Origin of the sequence: Leptothoe kymatousa TAU-MAC 1615 (assembly GCF_018739865.1) — a bacterium.
Taxonomy (GTDB): Bacteria; Cyanobacteriota; Cyanobacteriia; order Phormidesmidales; family Phormidesmidaceae; genus Leptothoe; species Leptothoe kymatousa.
Window position 1 is genome coordinate 259,261 of the sequence record NZ_JADOER010000012.1, and the last position, 21,779, is coordinate 281,039.

The following is a 21,779-nucleotide window of genomic DNA, read 5'->3' on the forward strand; positions in this document are numbered from 1 at the left end:
GTGGGTCTTTTAGCTCAATCATGCTAGTGCCAGGACTCTGCCGACAGCAGCTTTGCGGCATGGCTGTTTGTAACTATGGTGAGTGTTGAATCAACTTTTGGAACGTTGATGTTTGCCGTAGTTTTTCAAAGGCCTGTTCGGTTTTTGCTCCTTCCAGGCAGCGTTGAGGGTTAAGCTGTATGGCGGTTTCTAGCGCTTCTAACGCCAGTTCAGTATCGTCATTGAGGGCATAGCTGCGCGCCTTACCAAACCAGGCCTGATAGAAGTCGGGCTTTAAGCATGTTGCCTGATCGTAGCTAGTGATAGCGGCTTCTAATTTTTGGCACTTTACTTCTGCCATGCCTTTAGCGCACCACACTTCTGGGAGTGATCGATCAATCATCAGGGCTCGATCATATTGGGTAATGGCTGCGCGGTATTGCTGTAGCTTAGTTAAGCTCATCCCTTGATACAAAAGTGCTTTGGTGCTGGATGGATTGAGTGCTAAGGTCTGGGCGAAGGCCTCTACAGCATCAGGATAGAGGCCTTCTAAATAGAGAGCTTTACCTTGGTCCAAATAGTCTGTTTCAGTAAAGTTAATGCGCCCGTGGTTAGCTTTAAGATTGCGCAGCTGTTGGGTTAGTGCATGCAATTTGGGTTGTAGATCAGGGCTAATATCGTCGGGAATAGATGCTGGTAATAATTTCTCTAGTTCTGCCATCAGCGTGTCTTTTTCGCTTTGGGCATCGGAATTAAGCTGCTGTAATTGAGTGGAAAATTCATCGCGTAGGGTCTGTATTTCTTGCTCAAACCTTGTGCTTTTAGTCCGCAGCTCACTGGCGATCGTTTTATCAAACTGAAGCTGGACCTCTTGTTGAAGTTGATTTTGGACTTCAACTAAAACTTGATTAATGACGCTACGACGAATGAACCAAAACCCTGCTGCGGTGAGTATGGGGATTGCGGTGAGGACAACTAGGAGAACATTGAGCAGTGTAGTGGTGTGGTTAAAGGTGCGGTCTACTTCATCTTGAATGACTTGGCGGATAACAAGACTTTTTTGTAGGTCTTCTTCCACAAGACGCTGTAACTGAGGATCGTTGCGAAATTGTTCAAACTTATCCCATAGATCCCCCGAGTAGGGATACATGGGCACGTTCGGTGGGGCCGGTTTGCTTTGGAAATTGGATGGTAGAGGACGGGTGATGATAGGTTTTGCCATGGCCTGTTCTGGCGCTGCTATCACATGGGGTTGTCCTAGAAGCATGAAGCAGAGTAAGCATAAACCTAGAATTCTCAGCATCGTTAGCATGGACAGTAAAGACCGGTCCTATTCTAGTGGTTTGCTTTGGTCTATTGCTGGTTCAGTAATTTTGTATCTTTAGCGTTGTTGTCGCTGGAGTGCATGGTTCGGTGTGACTACGGCGTTGTAGTTTGGAAATTAGGTGCGATTTGTTACGAGGTTTGATTCAAAAAAGGGCTGTTTTTAAGCATTTTCAACCAATTTTTGAGATATTTGATACGTTTTGAATAACTGATGGGTTCGGTGGCATACCTGCACCGTTGCCAGCTACATTAAGGTGATCTAACGCAATCTGACAATGACATCGCGTGCACCTGAATCGTCTTCTAAGGTAGTTGACCCCAATTCAAGTGGGTTAGGTACCTTTGGAGGAGTATTTACTCCATCTATTTTGACTATCCTGGGGGTGATTATGTACCTCCGATTTGGCTGGGTAGTGGGCCAAATGGGATTAGTTAAAACCTTATTGATTGTTACTATTTCAACCGCTATCACCTTTATTACAGGTCTTTCTATTAGCGCGATCGCGACTGACCAGGTCGTACGAGCGGGGGGGGCTTATTATATGATTAGCCGCTCCCTAGGCATAGAGACCGGGGGCGCTGTTGGCATTCCCCTGTATTTTGCCCAAGCATTTTCCGTTGCGCTTTACACCATTGGCTTTGCGGAAAGTGTAATCCAGGCATTTCCTGGATTTCCTGTCACGATTACGGTACTGGCCTTGGTGACGACCGTTGCCGTCACAGCCCTGGCTTTGAAGTCCGCCGACATCGCGATCAAGGCCCAGTATGTGATTATGGCGGCAATTATTTTGTCGTTGATTTGTCTGGTTTTTGGCCATGCAGCGCCCCCTACAGAATTACCCGCACCGGAAAACACGGGAGATGTGAGTTTTTGGGCGGTTCTCGCTGTCTTTTTTCCTGCGGTCACCGGCATCATGTCCGGTGTGAATATGTCCGGTGATCTCAAAGATCCTAAAAAATCGATTCCCATGGGAACCTTGGCTGCTGTGGGGGTGGGCTATCTCATTTATATGAGTATCCCCCTCTTGCTAAGCAGTCGAGCTGATGCTAATAGTCTCATCGCTGATCCTTTGATTATGCGAAAAATCGCGTTTTGGGGAGATTCGATTTTGTTAGGGGTTTGGGGCGCTACCCTATCAAGTGCCATTGGCAGCATTCTGGGGGCGCCTAGGGTTTTGCAAGCGCTCGCGCGGGACAATATTTTGCCCAAACGGCTACGATGGCTCGGTTACGGCCATGGTCCGTCGGATGAACCTCGCTTAGGGACGTGGTTTACCCTGGGCGTGGTGCTAGCCGTCGTCTGTATTGGCGATTTAGATGCGATCGCGCCAGTACTCACCATGTTTTTCCTAACTACATATATGGTGCTTAATGTTGCCGCTGGGATTGAAGGCTTTTTGCAGAGCCCTTCGTTTCGGCCAACCTTTCGTGTGCCCTGGTATCTCTCCCTACTGGGTGCCTTAGGCTGTATTGCCATTATGTTTTTGATTAATCCCGCTGCGACAGTTGCGGCTGCGGTTATTGTTCTAGCCATTTACCTATGGCTAGAACGGCGGGAAATTCGCACAACGTGGGGAGATGTGCGCCAGGGTATTTGGCTCTCGCTCGTACGGGCTGGATTGCTCAATATCGCAGATAATGCCGATCCGAAGAACTGGCGTCCCCATTTGCTCGTGCTGTCGGGGGCACCCACTAAACGCTGGCATTTAATTGAGCTAGCCACAGACTTGACCCATAATCGTGGTCTGATTACGGTGGCTAGTATTCTGCCAAGGGGGGCTCGTAATCTAAAACAGCAAGAACAAATGCGCAGTACGATCCGCGATTACCTCGAAAAGCGTGGAATTCAAGCATTTGTCAAGCTGATTGAAGCAGAAGACACATCGACCGGTGCCCAGCAGCTAATTGAGACCTATGGTATCGGTCCTCTGTTACCGAATACAGTGTTATTGGGAGATACTGAAACCGACGATGCTGAAGCGAGGCGTCGGTATTTTCAGATTATTACCAAGTGTCATCAGGCGAAGCGTAATATCGTCATTCTGAGAAATCCCCCTAGCCAGATGCCGCGCATGCCACAACGCATTGATGTGTGGTGGGGTGGCTTACAGTCCAATGGTGGTCTGATGCTAATTTTGGCTTACCTGTTACGCACAGGTATACGGTGGCGCTCGGTTGATATCTGTCTCAAACTTGTGGTTTCAAACCAAGCAGCGGCTCAAGCAGCCCAAACAAATCTGGATAAGCTGATCGATACTCTGAGTATTGGTGCACAGTCGAAAATCATCGTTGCTGAAGGTAGGCCCTTTGATGCTATTCTGCGGCGTTCATCTGCGACAGCAGATCTTATCCTGATGGGCTTGGCAAATCCTGATGAGCAATTTGCTGAATATTACATGTCACTGCAACAGAAGACTGTAGACCTACCACCCACGATCTTTGTTCGAGCTGCAGAAGATCTGGCTTTTTCCGAGCTGTTGCAAAAGGATTAAAACATCATGTTTGATTGAATCGATCCTTTTCTCAGGTGATCATGACAAGCATAGCTAGGGACGCTTACTCGTTAAAAACTAGAAGACTCAACGTTATTCTTTACTCCACCACGCGTAGGCGGCCCTGGTTGAGCGCATCATAGATTTGATTAATCAGCATCTTGTCGTTTGCACTAATATTGTTGCCAGAAAACATTGCCATTAAAACACTTTGGTCAGCGCGCGTAATTCGGCGAGTTGCAAAGATTTTGGCAACCATTTCTTCTACTGATTGAATAGCCATAGTGATTTACCCAAGAACCTAGAGAAACAGCATCGCAGCACCCCAGCGATTAAGACTAGGTATAAAATGAAACACTAAACTCGGTTGTTTCACATAAACCAATCTATAGTCTGCATCACAGACTCACATCCGTGATATGCCTTATTTCAATTATTGGGCTTTTTATGTCTGGCAATAAAGCATTATGTGCCCATCATACAAATTCTTTAAACAGACCTCTAGTGCGAAACGGTCTTGGTAGATATACGTATCTTTGACTGTGTATATATTGTCAGTATATCTATTTAAAAAAGCTGAAAGCCTTGTAGAGATAGCTTCCTGGTGATTTTTTGCTAAAGAATCTGTATGGATTTTGTAAAGACATCAATTTAAAAAAATGCTGTTTTTAGCGAATGCCATACGTAATTGTGCTGAAAAATTATGTGGCCGCCATTAAATAGGTTTATTGACTCTTTAAGGCTTGCCAGACGATGGATAGTTTTTGTGTTGTTGGGTCTTTTTGGCTTCTGACGCGTCTTTGGTTGGTCAGGTTAGGAGTTAAGGTGCTGCTTCCAAGTGCTTCTTACTCTGGCACGTGCACCTTGGATGGGATGTTAATCAAGTGTATTGGATGCACCACCTATGGGGTGGTCGCGTCTTGGGATGGTTGGCGTATCCTCTCCGTTGGCAATGGTGAATGTGCTGGTGTATCAAGGCTCTGAGTGCTGAATACCACAAATTACGGCGACAGATTAAAAGCTCCGTCGCCGTAATTTATGGCTATTTGTCAGTTTGTGCTGTTGCACAAGCTATTGTCTTTCTAGATATTTCACTAGTGACAAGCGCCTGAACTGTGCCCCATTAGACTGCGGCTAGTTCAGGGGTGGGCCGCTTGCTGTTCCGAATATTGTTGATGGCTTCAGCATAATCTGGAGCGTTAAATACGGCGGACCCTGCAACAATTGCGTTAGCACCAGCTTCTAGCACTTGCCAAGTATTGTGCGCTTTTAATCCACCGTCCACTTCGATCCAGGGATCTAAACCCCGTGCATCGCACATTTGGCGAAGCTTGCGAATTTTAGGTAAAACTTCAGGAATGAACTTTTGACCACCGAAGCCAGGGTTAACACTCATAATCAGGACTAGATCACAGAGTTCGATGACGTACTCGATCAGTTCTAAAGGAGTGGACGGATTTAGTACGACGCCCGCTTGCTTACCCATATCGCGAATGCGGCTCAGGGTGCTGTGAAGGTGAGGAGATGCGTTATGCTCTGCATGAACAGAAATAATATCTGCGCCCGCTTCGGCAAAACCTTCGATATACTTTTCTGGTTCGACAATCATCAAGTGGACATCGAGGGGTTTTTGTGTAACCGGACGAATTGCTTTAACAATTAGTGGACCAATGGTGATGTTAGGCACGAAACGGCCATCCATCACATCAACATGAATCCAATCTGCACCTGCAGCGTCTGCTGCACGAACTTCATCGCCTAAGCGACTGAAATCAGCCGATAAAATGGACGGGGAAATAACCACAGGTTTATTTGACTGCGCCATGGGATGCCTCTTGTAATCACCATTAATGGTCACTATCGTAACAAAAACTTAGTATCAAAATTGTTACAAGCTGCGCTAGCGGATTCTAATTATCGTCCCAATGTATTTTGACGGGAGTCTTTATGGGAATTTTTCAGCGTCTATTGCAGAGATCTAGTATTGAGCATGGCTCCATTGTGGGGCACTTGCTACTACCGGTAGGATTCCTAGTAGGTCTGGGCAGTGTGCCGGTTTTAGCACTTTCTGTCTCTGTTGGAGCTGATGGCATTGATGCCCGCCGTTTGCATGGGCCACCCTACAATTTGACGGGAAAAAAAATTGCCCTCGGTCAAGTAGAGGGTGGACGGCCTGCGTTATTTGGTTTTGATAAGTTAGCGCCTGCTGACAATCCGGTGTCTGTGACACAGGTGTTGCAGTTAGATGGAGCTGCGATCGCAGATGAATACGTAGATGACCATGCTAACCATGTCGCCAGCGTCATTATTAGTCGTGAAAAACGATTGATGGGTGTGGCGCCTGATGCCACACTATTTTCTGCGGCCATTGGTCCTTTGAGTGGGGAGGTCAGTGGTCAACCCCAAGAATGCGCTACAACCCAGCACATTGCACTCCGCAACAGTGGTGATGTTAGGGCGATTAACTTTAGCTTTGGTGAGCCATTGTTGAGCGATCCTCGCCCCAATGCCGTTTTAGATGGCAATGCGCTACTCACCCAATGTGTTGACTGGTCTAGTATTGCCCATGATGCCCTGTATGTAATTGCTGGTAATCAGGGCGGCGGCGGTATTCCCATTCCCACCGATAACTTTAACGGCATCAATGTCGCCTATTCCACCCAAATAGATGGGCGCTTTGCCAAAATCGACTATGCCAACGCTAGTAGTGATCCCACATTTAGCCCCCGTGGCACATCGATACCCGAATCTAATGATGGCCCACGCCGGTCCATTAACTTGGTCGCCCCTGGCGATGACATTCAGCTGCTGAGTGCTAATGGTGGCGAAACATTCAGCAGTGGTTCAAGTTTTGCGGCCCCCCACGTGGCGGCTACGGTTGCTCTTTTACAGGAATGGGGAGATCGTCAACTGCGGGCAGCACAGCCTGGGTGGAGTTTAGATGCCCGTGAACCGATGGTGATGAAAGCCGTTTTGCTCAATGCGGCTGACAAAATCATGGATGTAGGAGATGGCCAAACCCTGGGCATGGCCCGTACCTTATTGGATGAAGCTAATCGCACATGGCTTGAGTCCGATGCCCATCAGGACCCCCAGATCCCGCTGCATAATGAGTTAGGCACAGGACATCTCAATGCCTTTCGGGCCTATGAGCAGTTTAATGGTGGGCAATGGGATGCTGGCAATGTTCCCGTTAGAGGATGGGACTATAGCGTATTGACGACAGAAAATGCTCCAACGGACGATGCTGCCGTTGAGTATGCTGACTACGTCATTGATGTCCCGCTCAACGGGGATAGCTATTTTTCCGCAACCCTAACATGGGAACGCAAAGTATCTCTGGCAGATACCAATAATAATGGTCTATACGATATAGGCGAAAGTTTTGAGAGTGCGGGGTTAAACAACTTAAACCTCTATCTAATGCCGGTTGATGAAGACGATATTTCAGCCAGTGTTGGATCTTCCATCAGCCAGGTCGACAGCACAGAACACATTTTTACCCAAATTCCCCGCTCGGGTCGCTATAAACTCAGGGTTGTCTATAACCAAAATGTTGCCCCCGATGATGCCCAAGACTATGCTGTGGCTTGGTGGGGGGTTGGATCATCCTCAACAACTGTTAGTAGCAATCAGCCATGAGTGAGATTACAGTAAATAGCCAGCCTCAGTCATCCGAACTGGAGACCATGGGAGTATTTTCTTGGCCGATTTGGCAAAAGGACGTATCAGAATTTCCCTGGCACTATGACGAGTCGGAGACTTGTTACTTTTTGGAAGGTCAGGTAACGGTTACCCCTAGTGATGGTGCACCTGTATCGATGGGCAAAGGGGATTTAGTGACGTTTCCTGCGGGTATGAGCTGTACTTGGCGGATTGATGGTGCAGTGAGGAAGCATTATTCCTTTGGATAGGTGCTGCGGCCATAGAGTACCGCTCTTGAGAACGATACATTTTTTAAGTTCTAAAAATCTGACCGATTAAACATGCAAAGGCCTGTTCGAAGCTTGACTTCGAACAGGCCTTTTGATGAGTGCCATTGCAGACCCATTAAGCGTTTTTGAGCAAATGCTTAACTAAATTATCCTTCACCATCATTTGGCGCATGACTTCAACCACGTAGTTCTGAGCATCTTCGTGGGAAAGATTGCGCACTTGTTCTTTTAGAACCTGAAGTTGAAATTGCTGTTCTAATGTCAACTGACCTGGCATATCCATTGGTCACTCCTCCAGAAATCAATATCGCGATTAAGGGCGTTGGCCCGCTGTCTTTATAGAGATTCTAACCACACTGCAAGACATCGTCAACCTGTCAAGCAATAACTAATCAAATACATATTTGTTTACATAAAAGGCAGATCTTTGGTAGTAAAAGAGGCAGAAATACGTTTTTCGGCTGCGAATCCTCTGTAAAACTACTTGGCTTTCATAAAGCAGGTGCTATACGTTCTCATAAAAGCTTGTGCAGGCTGGCATTGGCTGATGCTAGCCGCCTTATAAATGGGTCGAGTCCTTTCTGTGTGGCGTTGATGCCACTGGTGTCGTTTTGAAAATTGGTTCCACGATTGAGCAATATGATTTGTTGTGGAGGATAGGATGTTGGTGAGCGGCGCAAAGGAATCTTGTCGTTGTAGCTGTTCTCGGTGGCGATAAAATTTCAAAAGACTATAAACAACAGTAGGCGTTTCACTGTCGCTATCGAAAAACAACTTTAAACGTACTGCGATATCAAAAAGCCTTCAACGAGAATTGAACTCGTGACCTCTCCCTTACCAAGGGAGTGCTCTACCGCTGAGCTATGAAGGCGATTGAAAAAATGTGGTGGGCCGTGTTGGATTCGAACCAACGTAGGCGTAGCCAGCGGATTTACAGTCCGCCCCCATTAACCACTCGGGCAACGACCCACATTTTTACCGATCGACTCGGTAATGCCAGGAGGCGGACTTGAACCGCCGACACGAGGATTTTCAGTCCACTGCTCTACCAACTGAGCTATCCCGGCAACAAGCAGCTGAGCTGCCGTCGCTTGCGCGCCTAAACAAGTTAGCAAAAGAGTGGAACCCTTAGCAAGCAAAACGAAGGATCTTTTTTCGTTGGCTTGCTAAGGCTGCTAAATATTGGCTTGCTACTGCTAAAAAACCATCAGAAATGGTGCTGGCTCAAAAAAGCTTGCTTTGAGCCATAGGTTGCTTATTCTTCTATCTCGCGTAGTCGAGCGAGTTTTAGGTAAAATGCCCCAGTCCCTTGTCCGGCATAGGATCGGACTCTTACGGTGTACTGGCCAGAGGCGTCAATGCGGGCGAAGAGAAGCGAATTGGTTGACCCATCAGGACCATCGTCATTTTCGCTAACGGTGGCACCATCATCACCTAGAAGGCTGACAAGCGTGTCGAATTCTTCAGAAATGACGTCGATGGTGATTTGGTCGCCTTCCAGCAGGTCGACTTTGTAATCTCTAGCAAAGCCGCCAACACCGGTGGGAATGTCGCTGGCAGAGAGCGTATCGTTGACTTCACGTCCCCCTGTGAGCTCAACGGGATTATAAATTTGGGCTAGGGCATGGGTGCTTAGGGTGCCGAGCGTGAGCAATGTGGTGGGAATCAGTAGAGCTGGGCGTAAACGTTTCCTGGATTGCTTCATGATGTGAAGGAGACGGGTCATTTGAATGGTGACATTATGCCCTAACTTAACGTGGTCGCTATGGTGATGATGTGGCTTTTAATGTTCGTTTGCTGACGAGTGTGTGTCGGCGGATGCTCGGTGAAGTTTTACTGTGAAGTGTCTTTTGGAAAATAAACGCAGTATTTCTGAGTGTGATAATTTGCCGATAGTTGCGGGTTATTTCTGTCTGTGCAAACGAATTCTCGTTCACGTCAATCGTTGCAGCGCTTGCAAGGGATTAGTCATCTTTTGGATAATGCGATCGCAATTCCAGGGTTAGGATACCGAGTTGGGTTAGATCCCTTGATCGGGTTATTGCCCGGCGGCGGCGATCTGATGACTGGGTTGATTTCTATCTACATTGTGTTCGAAGCCGCTCGGTTAGGGGTGCCTGCCGCAACCCTGGGACGTATGGGGTGGAATATCCTGGTTGAGTTGGTCCTAGGGACGCTGCCCATGGTCGGGGACCTGTTTGATGTGGTGTGGAAGGCGAATGCGCGTAACGTGGCCCTGTTGGAACACCATATTCGTCATCCTCGTCCTAGTCGTAATGCGGACAAGCTGTTCGCGCTGATTCTAATTATCCTGTTACTGGCGTTGGTGATCGGATTTGCCACCCTATCAGTGTTGATTGTGCGGTGGCTCCTACAGCTGTAACATAAGAAACTTGAATCACATACCAATGGTGAAAATAAAGGGAATTCTCCACAACTCCCTGGTTTTTAATGGGGCTCACGACGATTAGTAAGGTTTACTCAATAGAGGAATTCCATGGTTGGAGCAACGGATTTTGTGGCGGACATCACACAGGGTGGAACCGAACAAGATGTGACCCTTGATTTCAAAATCCCTGATCCGAGCGATATTAATATTTCTGACCAGGATTTTAATCAGCAAATTGATATCGCATGGCAGGTGTGCGATCGCTTCGATCTCCAAACTGACATTTGGCGCGGACGTATTTTGCGCGCAGTGCGCGATCGTGAAAAACAAGGCGGAGACGGCCGCGGTACAGGCTTTCTCAATTGGCTAAAAGATAGAGAAATTAGCAAAAGTCAGGCCTATGCATTGATTGAATTGGGAAATAGTGCCGACGAACTGCTCCAAGAAGGTCTGCTCAACGAACAATCAGTCAATCAGTTCAGCAAGCGGGCTTTTGTCGAAACCGCTCAAGCTGCCCCAGAAGTTCAACAAATGGTGACCGAAGCCGCACGGCGAGGTGAACAAATTACCCGCAAGGAAGTTAAGCAGTTATCGGATGAATGGACAGCAATGACGTCCGATTTGATTCCAGAAACTGTGCGTGAAAAAGCGGCCAACAATAGTATCCCGACCCGTTATCTGACTCCCCTGGTGAAGGAAATGGAAAAACTTCCTCCCAGTCATCAAGCGACGTTGCGCACAGAAGCCGAACGCAACCCAGATGTGGATACCCTAAAGCAAATTACCTCCGAAGCCAGGTACCTGTCCAAATACATTGCTGCGGCTAGTCAGGTGCAGACGATTGATCCAGATATCGTCAACTTAGAGCAAGCGCTGGAAGAAGCCTTACGGATAGGCTGTTTGAATTCCACAGCTGACTTAGTCAATCAAGCCACCCAGCTAGAGCAAGCGGTTGCTAAGCTCTATACAGCTTGGCGCCGGATTAATAAGCTCGCTGAACGCGTGTATGTCGATAGTGGTGAAAGTACTCCACAACTGCGTGCTCTGCTCAGTGCCCTTGCTCCTTTGACCAACGAACTCATTGAAATTCAGTTGGGGAGCGCCAATAGTCCGTCCTCCAAAACCGTTCGCCTCAAAGTGATTGAAGAGCTCGAGTGACTCCCCAAACTAGAACCTGGATGAGTTTCTATTCAATAGATAAAAATTCTAAATAGATCAGCCTAGAATGCCTGAAAGCTCGAACGATTGAGGCACTTTAGCCTCATGGGTAGACAGTTTTGTAAGGCTGATAGGGTGTAAAGTGTGAAATCAGATGTCAATATTTAAGTTAACCGCAGCCATTGTGCTAGGCCATTACTTAGATAGTGGCAACGAGTGGTTATTGTAATCCAGGAACTTTACAGATATGCCGCAGCTTGAGGCCAGCCCAGCGCTTGACTTCCAAAGTGAAGCGTATAAAGACGCATATAGTCGTATCAACGCAATCGTTATCGAAGGGGAATTAGAAGCTAACGATAACTACAAAAAGTTGGCTGAATACCTCAGTGAGCACAAGGACGAGTTGATAAAGCTAGCTCGCATGGAAAATCGTCACATGAAAGGATTCCAGGCCTGTGGCAAGAATCTGAATGTGACACCAGACATGGAGTTTGCGAAGCAGTTTTTTGCTCAGCTGCACGATAATTTTAAGCAAGCTTGGGATGAAGGTAAGGTCGTCACTTGCCTACTAATCCAATCTTTAATCATTGAAACCTTCGCAATTGCTGCCTACAACATCTACATTCCAGTGGCAGATGATTTTGCCCGTAAAATCACTGAAGGCGTGGTTAAAGATGAGTATATGCATCTAAACTTTGGCGAGGAATGGCTGAAGGCGAACTTTGAAACGGCTAAAGCTGAACTAGAAGAAGCCAATCGTCAGAACCTACCCCTTGTTTGGCAAATGCTTAATCAAGTGGCTACCGATGCTTCTGTCTTAGGTATGGAAAAGGATGCTTTAGTCGAAGACTTTATGATTACCTATGGAGAAGCCTTAGGTAATATCGGTTTTACTAGCCGCGAAGTCATGCGACTGTCTGCCCAAGGTCTTGCGATGGCGTAGGTCTAGAGCTTTGTATATTGCTGGGGACTGATCTAGATATGATCAGTCCCCTTTTGCATATATATGGGCTGTAGAAAAATACGCACAGTCGGTGGTGCATACAGAACTGTAACGTTTTGTTGTAGGCTGATTTTTTAGGATTAATTATTAAAACTATCTATCCCAAATGTTTGGTTTAATCGGTCATCTCACAAATCTAGAACATGCCCAATCGGTTGCCCAAGCATTGGGATATCCAGAGTATGCAGACCAAGGTTTGGACTTCTGGTGTAGTGCACCTCCTCAAATCGTCGACAATATCAAAGTCACCAGCGCGACAGGGCAAGTCATTGAAGGTCGCTACGTAGAATCTTGTTTCTTGCCTGAAATGCTGGCCTCTCGACGCATTAAAGCGGCTACTCGTAAGATTCTCAATGCCATGGCCCATGCACAAAAACATGGCATCAACATCACAGCATTAGGTGGTTTTTCGTCCATCATTTTCGAAAATTTCAAACTTGACCAGATCAAGCGTGTTCGGAACCTAGAGTTGGACTTTAGTCGATTTACCACAGGCAATACCCACACGGCCTATGTGATTTGCAGGCAAGTTGAGCAGGCTGCTCCGAATTACGGCATTGATCTTTCTCAGGCAACCGTTGCAGTGTGTGGTGCGACCGGCGATATTGGTAGCGCCGTTTGCCGTTGGTTGGGGCATCACACAGGTGTGAAAGAATTATTGCTTGTTGCACGTAATCGTGAACGGCTAGATAATCTCCAAACTGAGATTGGCATGGGTAAGGTAATGGGCCTAGAAGACGCTTTACCTATGGCTGATGTTGTTGTCTGGGTTGCCAGTATGCCTAAAGGCATCAACATCGATCAAAATACTTTGAAACAACCCTGTCTAATGGTTGATGGTGGTTACCCTAAAAATTTAGATAGCAAGTTCGCTTACCCAGGTATTCATGTTCTTAAAGGTGGCATTGTTGAACATAGTTTGGATATTGACTGGCGCATCATGAATATTGTTGCCATGGATGTCCCTGCACGCCAATTGTTTGCTTGTTTTGCTGAATCCATGCTTTTGGAATTTGAGAAATGGCATACTAATTTTTCGTGGGGGAGAAATCAAATTACCCTCGAGAAAATGGAGCAAATAGGCGCAGCTTCCGTAAAGCACGGTTTCCGTCCTTTACTTACAACTTAAAACCTGTCAAGCATAGCCACTAATGCGGTTTGGTAAGTCAGCCAATGTATTTTGTGGATCAGTTTGCGATAGGGTGGAATTATTGCTGGAGTACCTAGACTGTTATGGCGACAACGGAAAAGCGGCCTATTTTATTGGATTTCGAAAAGCCTTTGGCTGAGTTAGAGTCTCGTATTTTGCAGATCCAAGCATTGGCCGAAGATAATGATGTTGACGTTTCAGTACAAATACAGCAATTAGAATCCCGCGCTCAGCAACTGCGGCAGGAAATCTTTAGTAGCCTTACCCCAGCTCAGCGTATCCAAGTGGCTCGTCATCCTCGTAGGCCAAGTACTCTGGATTATATACAGGCTATATCTGAGGAGTGGGTTGAACTTCATGGCGATCGTCGTTCTGGTAAAGATGACTTGGCCTTAGTGGGAGGGGTAGCTCGCTTTAATGGTTATCCTGTCGTCATGCTAGGACATCAAAAAGGTCGAGATACCAAAGATAACGTTGCCCGCAATTTTGGCATGGCATCACCTGGTGGTTATCGCAAAGCAATGCGGTTAATGGAGCATGCTAACCGCTTTAAAATGCCTATTTTTACGTTTATCGACACCCCTGGAGCCTGGGCTGGTTTAGAAGCTGAAGAAATGGGTCAGGGGGAAGCCATAGCCTATAACCTGAGAGAAATGTTTCGGCTAGACAGCCCTATTATTTGTACGGTAATTGGTGAAGGGGGCTCTGGCGGTGCCTTAGGAATTGGCGTCGGCGATCGACTGTTGATGTTTGAGCATTCCGTTTATACGGTGGCTAGTCCTGAAGCCTGCGCTGCAATTTTATGGAAAGATGCAGGTCGTGCATCTCAAGCTGCTGAAGCCTTGAAGATTACGGCATGGGACTTGAAAAATTTAGGCATTTTAGACCAACTTTTGCCGGAACCTACGGGGGGCGCACATGCTAATCCCATCAAAGCTGCTGAAGGCTTAAAAGCGGCTTTGAAAGAAAATCTTGATATGTTGCTTACAATTCCTCCAGAGCAACGTAGGCAGGAAAGGTATCGTAAGTTTCGCCAAATCGGCGTTTTTTCTGAAGCAGCGTAAATTCTTTTATTTTCCACGTCCTAGTTTTACATACACATCCTTAGATAACTCCCAACAGTGAGTTTGCAGACTACGCGTTGCTTCTGTGTAAAAAGCTAATGTCAAAAGAGTTGTTCTAAGGTTTCTAGGATGTACTAAAAATAGGCATTGTGCAGCTTTTTAGAACTCTCTTTCTGGGAAAACAACATATTTTTCGTAACATTTGTTAATATCAAGGAAGTACATGTTTCTTTCTTTGTTTCCTACTGAGCCGTTTGCATGAATACAGCCTCTAATCGTTGTGCATTGATTACGGGTGCAAGCACTGGTATTGGCCGTGCTACGGCTCTTGTGTTTGCTAGGGCTGGTTTTGATGTGGCTCTAGTAAGCCGTTCGGCTGATAAATTGCAAGCTCTAGTGGATGAAATCGGTTCGACTACATCAGTGCGTGCCCAAAGCTTTCCCATTGACTTAGGCGTGATCGATCAAGTCAAGCCTCAGATTGAAAATTTGATCGAGACCTTTGGCACAATTGATGTACTGGTTAACAATGCTGGAATGGGCTATACCGGCTCTTTAGCTCAGATGCCTCTCACTGATTGGTGTCAAGTAGTGAACCTGAATCTAACCAGTGTTTTTCAATGTATTCAAGCCGTTCTTCCGGCAATGCGAGTACAGAACTCTGGCATGATTATCAATGTTGCATCCATTGCTGCCCGTCAGGCTTTTCCGGAATGGGGCGCTTACGGTATCAGTAAGGCTGCTGTTGTTGCGTTATCTAGGGCATTTTCAGTAGAAGAGCGGGAGCACGGTGTTCGTGTAGTCACGATTTTACCGGGGGCTGTCAATACGCCCCTTTGGGATACTGAAACTGTTCAGGCAGACTTTGATCGCTCGGGCATGTTAACTCCTGATTTGGTAGCTAATGCGATTCTGCAAACTGCATTGTTGCCTCCAGGCGCTGTGGTTGAAGAATTAACAATTATGCCAAGTGGAGGAGCACTGTGATTCCTTAGTTATTTACTGTCCTAGGGCGATTTGCATTGCCTCTAGTTCGTCTTTGCTGACGAGCTTAAATTTTGCTGATTACTTGTAACTTTACTTACCCACACCATGGTTATTTCAACAAATGGTTCCACAAACGGCTTACTGAATGGTAAGTCTCTAGAGTCCGTTGTGCGTCCTGACCGCTCGACGTCCAAAGGGCACGATGCATCGATGCATCAACCTTCTGAGGATAATGCGAAGCTGATGGATGCTGTCCATACTATGCTTTCTGAGTTAGGTGAGGATCCCGACCGCGAAGGCCTGTTAAAAACACCTAAGCGTGTGGCTGAGGCAATGCGCTTTCTGACGCAAGGGTATACACAGTCCTTAGATACTATTGTTAACAACGCTATTTTTGACGAAGGTCATAACGAAATGGTGTTGGTGAGAGACATTAATTTCTTTAGCCTTTGTGAGCATCACATGTTGCCTTTTATGGGTAGAGCTCACGTTGCTTATATTCCCAATCAGAAAGTTGTGGGATTAAGTAAGCTTGCTCGTATTGTTGAAATGTATTCTCGACGTTTGCAAGTCCAAGAGCGATTGACTCGTCAAGTAGCTGAGGCAATTAGTGAAATCTTGGAGCCCCAGGGTGTTGCTGTGGTGATGGAAGCTAGTCATATGTGTATGGCAATGCGAGGTGTGCAGAAACCCGGTTCTTGGACAGTGACGAGTGCCATGTTGGGTGTTTTTCAGGACGATCAAAAAACCCGTGAAGAATTTCTCAGTTTAATTCGACATCAGCCAGCATTCTCGAATTACTAGGCTCTAACGGTAGTTGGTAGAGTTTCAGTAGCATTTTCGATCACATCATGAATGTTCTGATCTCTACTTGCTGTCTTACATCAGTAAGGCATTGGCAAAACTGTAGAGAAATTTGACAAAATAGTTGCGCTACACTTTCTCTTAAAAAAGCAGAGGTACATTAAGGTGAGCATTTGCCGTTGGGATTTATATTAAGCGGTTTTTCTAAGTTAGAAAGCTGTATTTTGTCTCAATGTCGATTTTTTCTTCACAGTCCTTGACTGTATATTAATTTCTTAGGAGTAAGTAGGGTCCATGAGTTCCCTGAATTTTGAAACCGCTGGTGAAACCATTAATGTTGGTTCCGAAAGCTTTCAAGCCAGTCATGTCGACATCATTGAAACTGTCATTGCCAGCTTAGATCAGGGCGGAGATGCCATGGTTAGTCATGATGAAGATGATGGCTATCTTTGGAAGTTTACTTATGGCAGTGTGACGGTCTATGTCCAATTAACTGGAGTTTCTGACGAAGATACCTTAACGGTTTGGTCTCCTTTGCTGAAGTTGCCAGTCGCGAATGAATTGGCCCTTATGCAAGAGTTATTAGCGATGAACTGTGGGGCAACGTTGGAAGCTTGTTTTGGGATATCGAATCAAGATGTGCTGATTTTGGCCAGTAGAATTTTGGCTGATATTAATCCTGGTGAAATTTCTAGGTTAATGACTATTGTGGCGACTATTGCCGATGACATGGACGATGTATTGAAAGAGAAGTATCCGGCTTAATCGTCTGTGAATACAAGGTGGCGGCTGATTTCTCCGATGGCAGCTTCTGGTTTTAATCAGATGGCTATTGATGAGTGGTTATTAGAGCAACATCGCCTCGGAGTCGGCTTACCATGTTTACGATTTTATTCGTGGCAACCGGTTGCTATTTCCCTGGGATATCATCAGCACAGATATCCGCACTCCTGGGATTCTCTGCGGTGGGATGGTCAAGATATTGATATAGTGAGGCGCCCAAGCGGTGGTCGAGCCGTATTGCATCAAGGTGATTTGACGTATGCCTTAGTATCTTCTCCGTTAAGTGGCCGACGTCGTGAGACCTATAAGTATTTGTGCGAGTTTTTGATCGAAGGTTGGCGAGATTTAGGCATTCATTTATCTCTAGGGGGAGAGAATCGTCGTTATCATCGATCTGTAAATTGTTTTAGCGCATCCACTGCGGCTGATTTAGTCATGGAAGATGGCTATAAGTTGATTGGCAGTGCTCAGTTGTATCGTGATGGTTGTGTTTTGCAGCATGGCTCAATGCGACTGTGCCCTGAACCTGATTTAGTAAAGGCTGTTTTTGGGGATTCGATATATCCCCCAAGTGCCTTGAAGAAGATTAAGCCTGCTGATCTAGTTATGGTGCTTATAGCAGCAGCAAAGCGTGTATTTGAGATTGAGTTTGAACTGCAGCCATTGTCACCTCAAGAAATAAGCCAGGCTTGTTCCTGGAGTATGGCTCGATCAAAAGTATGACGGTGCAGCGTTATTGAACAATTAGCGCCATCCGTTCTGTCAGCGGGGATGTTTAGTAGCTGCTAACTGGGTGCTTTGACACAGCTTCATTTTTGTTCGTAGAGTGAGACGAGCCATCCGTGATTGTGTTACGTCGGCTTGGTCGTTTTAGTTGAAGAATATGCTCTGCAAGTTTGACAAAGTTAGTCGTTGTAGTAACGGCCATGACTGGCATGACTATGGGAAGCCAATAATCATATTCAAAGGCAATTACTACGGTTCCGCCCCATCCGATAATCAAAATGAGGTTCATTAGCACCTGTTGAGAGAATCGACGATTGAATAAGAGGTAGCCAAATAGAGAACTGTTGACCACAAGTAACAGTCCCACAGGTAAGGTTAGTCGCTTGAGGTGATCTTTGGCTAAGAGATTATTTGCGGCAACAATATGTTGATATACGCCCGCTGTAGGGAGAGAGTGATTGTAAGGGGTAGTCATAGTATCTAGCCCTTGACCGGTATAGCCAACAAAAATAATTTTGTTACTAAATGTTTCTGCGGAAACTTTGCCGGATAGGACGTCAATAAAAGAGTATCTGGGTGCGTTGTGTGATGTCCCTCTCCAGTTTAGCCAGAGGTCTTGATTAGGATTATCTGGCAAGAAATGTGAGAACGATTGTTGGCGATGATGCTGAACGGCTGTGATACTTAAAGCCAATGTTCCATTGACCTTGGATTGGTAAGAGCGAGTAATGCCATCTGGGTCGGCTTGATTGTGAATATGACCGGTTGATCGGGCCCCTTCCATGACGCTTGCATTTGGACCAATTACCCCGCCTTGGGGATCCCAAGCTGTTGCTAGAATCACATTGCCATGAGCAGCCATTGCTTGTGCAAGTTCTGTGTCATCTCTGCTGGATTCAGCAAATAAGATATCAAAAGCAATGATGCTGCGCTCGGCATCCATTAACGCTTTAATTAGATCCGTGTAATGATGGCGAGGCCATGGAAAGGGGCCTATGGCGTTTAAGCTGGCTTCGTCAATTTCAATGACAGCTACTTCATCTTCCCAAGGTTGTTCCCCTCTAATATGAAATAAAGCACTATAGGCACCATGTTCGACAGGTTGCAACATGCCTAGATGAGAAGCTACGAGAGTTAATCCTGCTGCCAAGAAGCCTGGCATGAGACGCCACCCAAATTTTCGTAACCCATTTTTCATAGCACTTGATAGAGAGGAACAGCTTTATAATTCAGGGCGCTTTTTGTGTGTGTATGACAATACGTTAACTGCCACATTGGTTTCTAACCAATGGACAAATCACGGAATTTGATATGAGCCATCTGAAAAACCTGGGGTGCCTAATGTCTATACATCCATGTTGGGCTATTGAGAAAGAGAATTGATCGTGTAGTCATACAAATTGCTTAAAAAATCTCTTTTATGGCCATGGTGAGGGGCTGAGTTTCTGTTGGATCGACAATTTTATGTGTTTGTTTGATCGTATTTGCTTGGACGTTGGAATGTTTCTAAGCTCTGATTATTGGCTTTAAGAAATCATCTGCGATGGATGGATTTTGGGTATTTGTTTTGGTTGTGAAAATGTAATGGTTTCGAGGCCTAAGCAGATCAAACGGATTGCTGATGGAGATGATGGGTTAATTGGTTGCATGATGAACAATCAACGAGGGCCACAGCCTGATAAATGGATGTGGCCCTCGTTGATGCGTGTTGGGCAAGTTTTTTGAGTGGAGCTAATGCTGAGCAGTTAGGCTATGGTTACTCAGAATTTCGGGCAATGGCTGCTAATTGTAGACCTGAGGGATACGCTCCTTCTTCTTTAATGCGGTCGATAATTGCTTCTGAGATTGGAAAGTTGAGACGTTTAGCTAGCGCGCGCACAACATCCCCTCGGTCGATGGTACCAGCGACGGCATCTGCGGGCGATAGGACGGTGATGCTCTGTAAGCTATTTTCTTCTAGGTCGGTAATGACTTTGGATAAAGGGGTTTCTTCGCGAACGTGGGGGAGGTCCAGTAGGGGATGGGCGATGTTTTCGAGGGTCAGTTCTTCCCATTGGCTGCGTTCTATTTGGCGAAGATCCTTGGGGGAAACCATGCCACGATAGCGACCGTTAGAGGCTGCAAAATAAACTATGGATTTTTCTTCATCTAGGATTTGATTGTCGGCAAATGCCCGTAGCGTCATGGTGGCGTCGATGACTTTAAATTCGCGCACACTGGCATCTTTGGCTTTTAGACTACCAATGGCATCTTGTAGGTCGCTGACGCGGTTGTAGGCACCTGCATTGCGGATGGCAAACCAGCCGAGTAGTGATAGCCATAGGAATTGGAATTGTTGTGTTGATAGATAGGTATAGATGCCGATGGTAATGGCTGTCCATCCTAAGAGTTGTCCGACCCTTGCCGCCCAGCGTACTCCTTGAGCACGGCTACCGGTTAGTTTCCAGACGGCAGCTTTGAGGACTTGTCCTCCGTCGAGTGGTAAGCCTGGAATGAGATTAAACAGGGTGAGGACAAGGTTAATGTCGGCAATTCTGCCTAACATTAGGGCTGCAATGGGCTGGGCTGGTAATACTTGGGCGATGACGGATAGGAGTAAGAAGAGGAAAAAACTAACCAGTGGTCCTGCGATCGCAACCTGAAAAGCCTGACCAGGTGTTTTGGATTCTTTATCGATAGATGCAATGCCACCGAATAAGAATAAGGTAATGGAATTCACTTGAATTCCCTGGCGTTGCGCTACCAAACTATGTCCCAGTTCATGGAGTAGCACTGAACCAAATAAAAGCAGTGCCATCACTAGACCCACAACCGCCGATAGCAGGAAGGGAAATCCATCGCCTAGGAGATCGCTGCCATAGGCAAACGTCATTAGTAGGACAATAAAAAACCACGACGTATCAATGAAAAGGGGGATGCCGAAAATTGCGCCAACGCGCCAACCGGATTGCATAGTGATATACCTTTAAAACTCCTAGAAATACTAGGGACGGGGTTATTAACTATTCCTAGTAAACGTTATCCACATCCTGAACAATTCGCTTGTGTCCAAGAAGATTGAGCAGTTTCAATTATTAGCTTTTCTCCATAGTAAATGCATTTACTAGGATGGACCTTATTCCAAGAACTGCCTTCATTGTAATGATGGGGGTTGTCAATGGCGTTACTGGATTTCCGAATCTTTATTATTGTCTAGGTTGATTTCGGCGATGATTCGGCCAGTGATTTTGGCTCCTTGGCGACACATCCGAGCAACCATTAAACGAACATCAGCCTAGCCTTATTGACTATGCGTGTAAAAATCTGTGGCCTAACTCAGTCTGCTCAAGCCGTTGCGATCGCCAATATGGGCGCATCGGTATTGGGGTTTATCTGTGTGAAACAATCCCCTCGCTATGTTGCACCTGAAACCATTGGCCAGATTGTGCAGACGTTACCCGATGTCGATCGGTTTGGTGTGTTTGCCAATGCATCCCTAGACACCATTCAACAAACCGTTGCAATAGGGAATTTGAATGGTGTACAGCTCCATGGCCAAGAATCCCCCAAGGATTGCCAGACCGTCCGGGGGGCCTTGCCTGGGGTGGAACTGATTAAAGCCTTACGTATCCGCAGCCCAGAAGATTTAAATCAAGTTCAGGCCTACGTTCCCTATGTAGATACCTTTTTGTTAGATGCCTATCATCCTGAGCAGTTGGGCGGCACTGGCCACACCTTAGATTGGCAATCATTACAGTCGTTTCGGCCTCAGCGACCCTGGTTCTTAGCCGGAGGGCTACGCCCCACCAATATTGGTCATGCCCTGTCACTGCTGTCACCGGATGGCATTGATCTATCCAGTGGTGTGGAAAATGCGCCGGGGGATAAAAACCTGACTAAGGTCGCCCAGTTGTTCGATGTGTTGAGGGCATGCCCTTAGTCATGCGGTGGTGCTTTTGTAACAAAACATCTCCGAGCTTGAACCTTGGTTACAGAATGTAGCC

General features: G+C 46.4%; 20 protein-coding genes and 3 tRNA genes. 13 read left to right on the top strand and 10 right to left on the bottom strand.

Annotated features, from left to right (window positions below; all coding sequences use genetic code 11):
• Nucleotides 1–73: 73 nt before the first annotated feature.
• Complete coding sequence (locus tag IXB28_RS14380; protein WP_215619290.1) at nucleotides 74–1,201, bottom strand: tetratricopeptide repeat protein; 1,128 nt, start codon at nucleotides 1,199–1,201, stop codon at nucleotides 74–76.
• 379 nt (nucleotides 1,202–1,580) lie between these two features.
• On the opposite strand from IXB28_RS14380, the gene IXB28_RS14385 reads away from it, so the two are divergent.
• Nucleotides 1,581–3,797, top strand: a complete 2,217-nt coding sequence (locus IXB28_RS14385; protein ID WP_215619291.1) for an amino acid permease — start codon at nucleotides 1,581–1,583, stop codon at nucleotides 3,795–3,797.
• Nucleotides 3,798–3,897: 100 nt separating this feature from the next.
• Here the strand turns inward: IXB28_RS14385 and IXB28_RS14390 are convergent, their stop codons facing one another.
• Together IXB28_RS14390 and rpe are read right to left on the bottom strand one after the other, a co-directional pair.
• Nucleotides 3,898–4,080, bottom strand: coding sequence for a hypothetical protein (locus tag IXB28_RS14390; RefSeq protein WP_215607273.1), 183 nt, complete (start codon nucleotides 4,078–4,080; stop codon nucleotides 3,898–3,900).
• A gap of 840 nt (nucleotides 4,081–4,920) precedes the next feature.
• Nucleotides 4,921–5,622: a ribulose-phosphate 3-epimerase gene (gene rpe, locus IXB28_RS14395; protein ID WP_215619292.1), complete on the bottom strand. Its 702-nt coding sequence runs from the start codon at nucleotides 5,620–5,622 to the stop codon at nucleotides 4,921–4,923.
• 122 nt (nucleotides 5,623–5,744) lie between these two features.
• Between rpe and IXB28_RS14400 the strand changes: the two genes are divergently transcribed.
• Together IXB28_RS14400 and IXB28_RS14405 are read left to right on the top strand one after the other, a co-directional pair.
• A complete protein-coding gene (locus IXB28_RS14400) occupies nucleotides 5,745–7,439 on the top strand; it encodes a S8 family serine peptidase (protein ID WP_215619293.1) in 1,695 nt (564 codons plus the stop codon).
• A complete protein-coding gene (locus IXB28_RS14405) occupies nucleotides 7,436–7,711 on the top strand; it encodes a cupin domain-containing protein (RefSeq protein ID WP_215619294.1) in 276 nt (91 codons plus the stop codon). Before IXB28_RS14400 ends, IXB28_RS14405 begins: the two co-directional genes overlap by 4 nt.
• 136 nt (nucleotides 7,712–7,847) lie before the next feature.
• Here IXB28_RS14405 and IXB28_RS14410 read toward each other — a convergent pair whose 3' ends face one another.
• From IXB28_RS14410 to IXB28_RS14430, 5 genes are all read right to left on the bottom strand, one after another.
• Nucleotides 7,848–8,015, bottom strand: coding sequence for an NblA/ycf18 family protein (locus tag IXB28_RS14410; protein WP_215619295.1), 168 nt, complete (start codon nucleotides 8,013–8,015; stop codon nucleotides 7,848–7,850).
• Nucleotides 8,016–8,531: 516 nt separating this feature from the next.
• Nucleotides 8,532–8,603, bottom strand: a tRNA-Thr gene (locus IXB28_RS14415).
• Nucleotides 8,604–8,616: 13 nt separating this feature from the next.
• Nucleotides 8,617–8,701, bottom strand: a tRNA-Tyr gene (locus IXB28_RS14420).
• Between the two features lie 25 nt (nucleotides 8,702–8,726).
• Nucleotides 8,727–8,799 (bottom strand) — tRNA-Phe (locus IXB28_RS14425).
• Between the two features lie 188 nt (nucleotides 8,800–8,987).
• Complete coding sequence (locus IXB28_RS14430; RefSeq protein ID WP_246559795.1) at nucleotides 8,988–9,458, bottom strand: PPC domain-containing protein; 471 nt, start codon at nucleotides 9,456–9,458, stop codon at nucleotides 8,988–8,990.
• A 189-nt stretch (nucleotides 9,459–9,647) separates the two neighbouring features.
• Between IXB28_RS14430 and IXB28_RS14435 the strand changes: the two genes are divergently transcribed.
• The 9 genes from IXB28_RS14435 (at nucleotide 9,648) to IXB28_RS14475 (ending at nucleotide 17,793) form a co-directional block, all read left to right on the top strand.
• Nucleotides 9,648–10,115 (top strand): DUF4112 domain-containing protein, encoded by a 468-nt coding sequence (locus IXB28_RS14435; RefSeq protein WP_326521056.1) that lies wholly within the window; start codon nucleotides 9,648–9,650, stop codon nucleotides 10,113–10,115.
• A 114-nt stretch (nucleotides 10,116–10,229) separates the two neighbouring features.
• Nucleotides 10,230–11,279, top strand: a complete 1,050-nt coding sequence (locus IXB28_RS14440) for a hypothetical protein (protein WP_215619296.1) — start codon at nucleotides 10,230–10,232, stop codon at nucleotides 11,277–11,279.
• Nucleotides 11,280–11,526: 247 nt separating this feature from the next.
• The gene (locus IXB28_RS14445) at nucleotides 11,527–12,222 is read left to right on the top strand and encodes an aldehyde oxygenase (deformylating) (RefSeq protein ID WP_215619297.1); all 696 of its coding nucleotides are present in this window, start codon (nucleotides 11,527–11,529) and stop codon (nucleotides 12,220–12,222) included.
• 166 nt (nucleotides 12,223–12,388) lie between these two features.
• Entirely contained in the window at nucleotides 12,389–13,411 is a 1,023-nt protein-coding gene (locus IXB28_RS14450) for a long-chain acyl-[acyl-carrier-protein] reductase (protein ID WP_215619298.1), read from the top strand.
• A gap of 104 nt (nucleotides 13,412–13,515) precedes the next feature.
• Nucleotides 13,516–14,496 carry an acetyl-CoA carboxylase carboxyltransferase subunit alpha gene (locus IXB28_RS14455; RefSeq protein WP_215619299.1) on the top strand — a complete coding sequence of 327 codons (981 nt, stop codon included), beginning with the start codon at nucleotides 13,516–13,518 and terminating at the stop codon, nucleotides 14,494–14,496.
• A 258-nt stretch (nucleotides 14,497–14,754) separates the two neighbouring features.
• The gene (locus IXB28_RS14460; protein WP_215619300.1) at nucleotides 14,755–15,483 is read left to right on the top strand and encodes an SDR family oxidoreductase; all 729 of its coding nucleotides are present in this window, start codon (nucleotides 14,755–14,757) and stop codon (nucleotides 15,481–15,483) included.
• A 105-nt stretch (nucleotides 15,484–15,588) separates the two neighbouring features.
• Complete coding sequence (gene folE, locus IXB28_RS14465) at nucleotides 15,589–16,287, top strand: GTP cyclohydrolase I FolE (protein WP_215619301.1); 699 nt, start codon at nucleotides 15,589–15,591, stop codon at nucleotides 16,285–16,287.
• Between the two features lie 294 nt (nucleotides 16,288–16,581).
• The gene (locus tag IXB28_RS14470) at nucleotides 16,582–17,052 is read left to right on the top strand and encodes a YbjN domain-containing protein (protein WP_215619302.1); all 471 of its coding nucleotides are present in this window, start codon (nucleotides 16,582–16,584) and stop codon (nucleotides 17,050–17,052) included.
• 36 nt (nucleotides 17,053–17,088) lie between these two features.
• Nucleotides 17,089–17,793 carry a lipoate--protein ligase family protein gene (locus tag IXB28_RS14475; RefSeq protein ID WP_215619303.1) on the top strand — a complete coding sequence of 235 codons (705 nt, stop codon included), beginning with the start codon at nucleotides 17,089–17,091 and terminating at the stop codon, nucleotides 17,791–17,793.
• Nucleotides 17,794–17,845: 52 nt separating this feature from the next.
• Here IXB28_RS14475 and IXB28_RS14480 read toward each other — a convergent pair whose 3' ends face one another.
• Entirely contained in the window at nucleotides 17,846–18,958 is a 1,113-nt protein-coding gene (locus IXB28_RS14480) for a CHASE2 domain-containing protein (protein ID WP_215619304.1), read from the bottom strand.
• 594 nt (nucleotides 18,959–19,552) lie between these two features.
• Nucleotides 19,553–20,749: a site-2 protease family protein gene (locus IXB28_RS14485; protein ID WP_215619305.1), complete on the bottom strand. Its 1,197-nt coding sequence runs from the start codon at nucleotides 20,747–20,749 to the stop codon at nucleotides 19,553–19,555.
• 336 nt (nucleotides 20,750–21,085) lie between these two features.
• Here IXB28_RS14485 and IXB28_RS14490 point away from each other — a divergent pair, with 336 nt between their 5' ends.
• On the top strand, nucleotides 21,086–21,715 hold the full coding sequence (locus IXB28_RS14490; protein WP_246559796.1) for a phosphoribosylanthranilate isomerase: 630 nt from the start codon (nucleotides 21,086–21,088) through the stop codon (nucleotides 21,713–21,715).
• Nucleotides 21,716–21,779: the final 64 nt, after the last annotated feature.